This is a genomic window from Psychrobacter communis, from assembly GCF_014836505.1.
GTDB classification, from domain to species: Bacteria; Pseudomonadota; Gammaproteobacteria; order Pseudomonadales; family Moraxellaceae; genus Psychrobacter; species Psychrobacter faecalis.
In genome coordinates, this window is sequence record NZ_JACSQR010000069.1 from 1 (window position 1) to 2,868 (window position 2,868).

The following is a 2,868-nucleotide window of genomic DNA, read 5'->3' on the forward strand; positions in this document are numbered from 1 at the left end:
TCATGTGAAGCCTAAAAAATAAGGAGTAATTGAATTATGGCTAACATCGACACAGACTATCTAAATTCGCTTGTCACACGCTTTAAAGCTTATAAGAGGCCCAATGACACGCAAAGACTTATTATAGCGTTAGGGGAGTTACAAGAGCGTTCAGATGACGATAATAAAAAGCTCTCTATACTCATAAGAGCGGAGAAAAAAGCAGACGAACTGGCAAAAGCTAGAGCTGCTACCAGTCGTATCATGAACGCTGAGAAAACAGCAGCTCGAAAACTAGAAACAAGAAAAAAAGTAATCTGGGGGGCAGCTCTAAAAACAGCAGCTCAAAACGACGCTCAAATCGCTCAGATGATGCGGAAACTGTATAATGAGGGGTATGTATCAGATAAGGATAAAGACGCTGTAAGAGATGATTATGAAGCAATACAAGCATCACATACAAACTAATACTGCATCGAAGTTAATTTGCCATTTTTGAAGTATAAGTATTTCTGATTGCCATATATCCACTGCTCTGACTTGCCTGACGCATCAATTGTTGTATTGATATCGTTAGGCTTTCCCCACTTAGTATTATTTAGAACTTGATTCTTAGACATACCGATTTGAGCATCAGGTTTTTTAGCTAATAAGCGTCTTTTCTCTTGTTCTTTTTTATATTGTGCTTCCAGCTGTTCATAGTCTATATGCACTTTTTTAGTGAATTTATCAAAATCCCCACTAGGGCTTATGTTTGTTAGTAGAACTTGACCACTCTTGTCTTTATAAATGTACTTATTACCGCCCATTGATGTCTGTACCTCAGAGCCTTCCTGCTTTCTACTTTTAGCATCGGATAGTAGGGTCTGACTTTTACTATCTTTATAAATATACTTATCACCTGTACTGGTTCTAACTACTAGTCCTTTTTTAACACTACTTTCATCACTTTCACTTACGCTACCCCAAGGAGTATTTAGCTGCTTATCACTCTCGATGTTAGATACACCTGAGACTTTATAGCCATTACTTGCATTTACGCTAAGTGCAAAAAAAGAGAACAACAACCCTAGGTATATTTTCATCATTATTTACTCTTATTTATGTTTCTTAAACAAGTCAGCTTGGCCATGCTTTTTAACGTACTCTCTCATGAACGCTCTGACAGCTTGCGATGCTGTGGTATCTTGATTCTCACAAGCATATTTGAATGCAGATAGAAGATGTTCTTCGACTTTAGCCGTGAATAGTTTGTCTTTATTGGTTGTCATGATACTCTCGTATATACAATGTATATAACAAGTATATACTTAGTATATACGAATATCAATGAGTAATTACAGCTGATTCGATTTAATTTTCTTTGCGCTTTTTGTATATACGTGGTATATACGTTTGAGTATATCTAGGGTATTTTTTAGGGTTCAGATGCGTTTCTTTTCACATTAGGTTTGTAATTCTTAGATTCGAATTGCGACTCTGTTAATTTGTTTTTTTGTATGTTTATTTATTCTAATTTTTTTTTGCGAGTCCCTATGTTACATAGCCTAGTGGGCTATGTAACACTTAATAGCCTAAGTAAGTTCCGATGCTGATTTTGGAGCCTTGAGCAGATTTCAAGGAACACTCACCCTAAAGCATTTATGAGTATTTTCTAGCATACTCACAAACACTTTAGTGCATTCCTTGGATTTGATGTGATTAGTCATGCCGACTTCATCGCCCATCGCGTCATCAAGACCGTATCACTGTATCAAGCTACGGTTGTTAAGATTACGGCTGATAGCACCGCCTAGACACGCTCTTAACCGCTACTGTGCTGTCATACGCTAGCAAGGGCTTACACCCAATATACCGCTACGATATGCACAAATAACCACTCATTGCGTTGCTCAATATGTCTAGAACCCCCTGTCGAGAGCTTTGTCCTTTTGCTAGACGCAGTCGTCACCGTGACCTGCCACCCATCTAGCGGACACAGATACAGAGAGAGCAGCACTAGGCTGTAACGGAGAAATAAGCTGTTTATATATGATAAAACGTAACAGAGAGTTGAGTTTTGAGCAGAATGTGAATAAAATAGCCCTATTAGCGGGTACTCTAGTACTGGTCAAGTAACGCACTGCGAATGCTTATTTGGCCGTTACAGGGTGTTGAAGCACTCTGTAACCGTTAACCCGTATAGTAATGCCAAACGCTCCGCATATTCAACCCATGCGGAGCGTTTTTTTGTTCGGTGACATTTAGTGATAAGGGTGTTTTTTAGGCGCTGTTCCTTGATACGCATGGCGCGAAGAAATTAAAAAAAACTTAGTGTCACAAATCTAAATCATAGTCATTTTTTGCTTGGTGCTCTATTTTTTGCTCAGGTTGCGGCTGTGGGGGGTTAAATTTTGGATCAGGATTTAGCGTATCGAGCTGTTTTAGGTCTTCAGAATTACACGCTATACCATATTTATCTGAAAATTCGCGCATGCCAAGTCTCACCACGAAATCATTATATATGTCAGGATTAGAGAGTACTTCTGCGCGCAACATGAATCGCTCAAAAGCTATTGCTGTGGGGTTTTGGGCTATATCTTGATTTACGCGAGTACCGTAACTGTCACTATTATTGATAGTGATGTCGTAACCTTTATTTTTCGCTTGCTTTAGAAGCATATAAAGATCTTTTCCAATAGGCGTGATTGCATGTTTTAGTAGCGTAGGATCTCCATACGCACAAGGCTTGGTAATTTTTACAACCAACTGCAACTTGAGCAGCTTATACGCTGTACGGCTTTCAATGCGATCACACTCCAATTTTTCTGCCGCTTGCTGCTCTAGTCGCTCTTGTGTGGCCTTCTCTGCCGCTTGCTGCTCTAGTCGCTCTTGTGTGGCCTTCTCTGC

The 2,868-nt window shown here is 39.4% G+C and carries 4 protein-coding genes; 1 reads left to right on the forward strand and 3 read right to left on the reverse strand.

Going from position 1 to position 2,868, the window contains the following annotated elements; all coding sequences use genetic code 11:
- Positions 1-36 precede the first annotated feature (36 nt).
- On the forward strand, positions 37-447 hold the full coding sequence (locus H9653_RS12240) for an HlyD family secretion protein (RefSeq protein ID WP_191692573.1): 411 nt from the start codon (positions 37-39) through the stop codon (positions 445-447).
- On the opposite strand, the gene H9653_RS12580 is transcribed toward H9653_RS12240, so the two are convergent.
- The 3 genes from H9653_RS12580 to H9653_RS12255 form a co-directional block, all read right to left on the reverse strand.
- Positions 444-1,067: a hypothetical protein gene (locus H9653_RS12580; RefSeq protein ID WP_225211767.1), complete on the reverse strand. Its 624-nt coding sequence runs from the start codon at positions 1,065-1,067 to the stop codon at positions 444-446. The genes H9653_RS12240 and H9653_RS12580 overlap by 4 nt on opposite strands.
- Before the next feature lie 9 nt (positions 1,068-1,076).
- Complete coding sequence (locus H9653_RS12250) at positions 1,077-1,250, reverse strand: hypothetical protein (RefSeq protein WP_191692574.1); 174 nt, start codon at positions 1,248-1,250, stop codon at positions 1,077-1,079.
- Positions 1,251-2,295: 1,045 nt separating this feature from the next.
- Positions 2,296-2,868 (reverse strand): hypothetical protein (locus H9653_RS12255; RefSeq protein ID WP_191692575.1); only part of this gene is annotated, 573 nt, incomplete at its 5' end.

Excerpts from the sequence above, each read along its gene's own strand:
- H9653_RS12580 (WP_225211767.1), bottom strand. The coding sequence starts at position 1,067 with ATGATGAAAATATACCTAGGGTTGTTGTTCTCTTTTTTTGCACTTAGC.
- H9653_RS12250 (WP_191692574.1), bottom strand. The coding sequence starts at position 1,250 with ATGACAACCAATAAAGACAAACTATTCACGGCTAAAGTCGAAGAACAT.
- H9653_RS12240 (WP_191692573.1), top strand. The coding sequence starts at position 37 with ATGGCTAACATCGACACAGACTATCTAAATTCGCTTGTCACACGCTTT.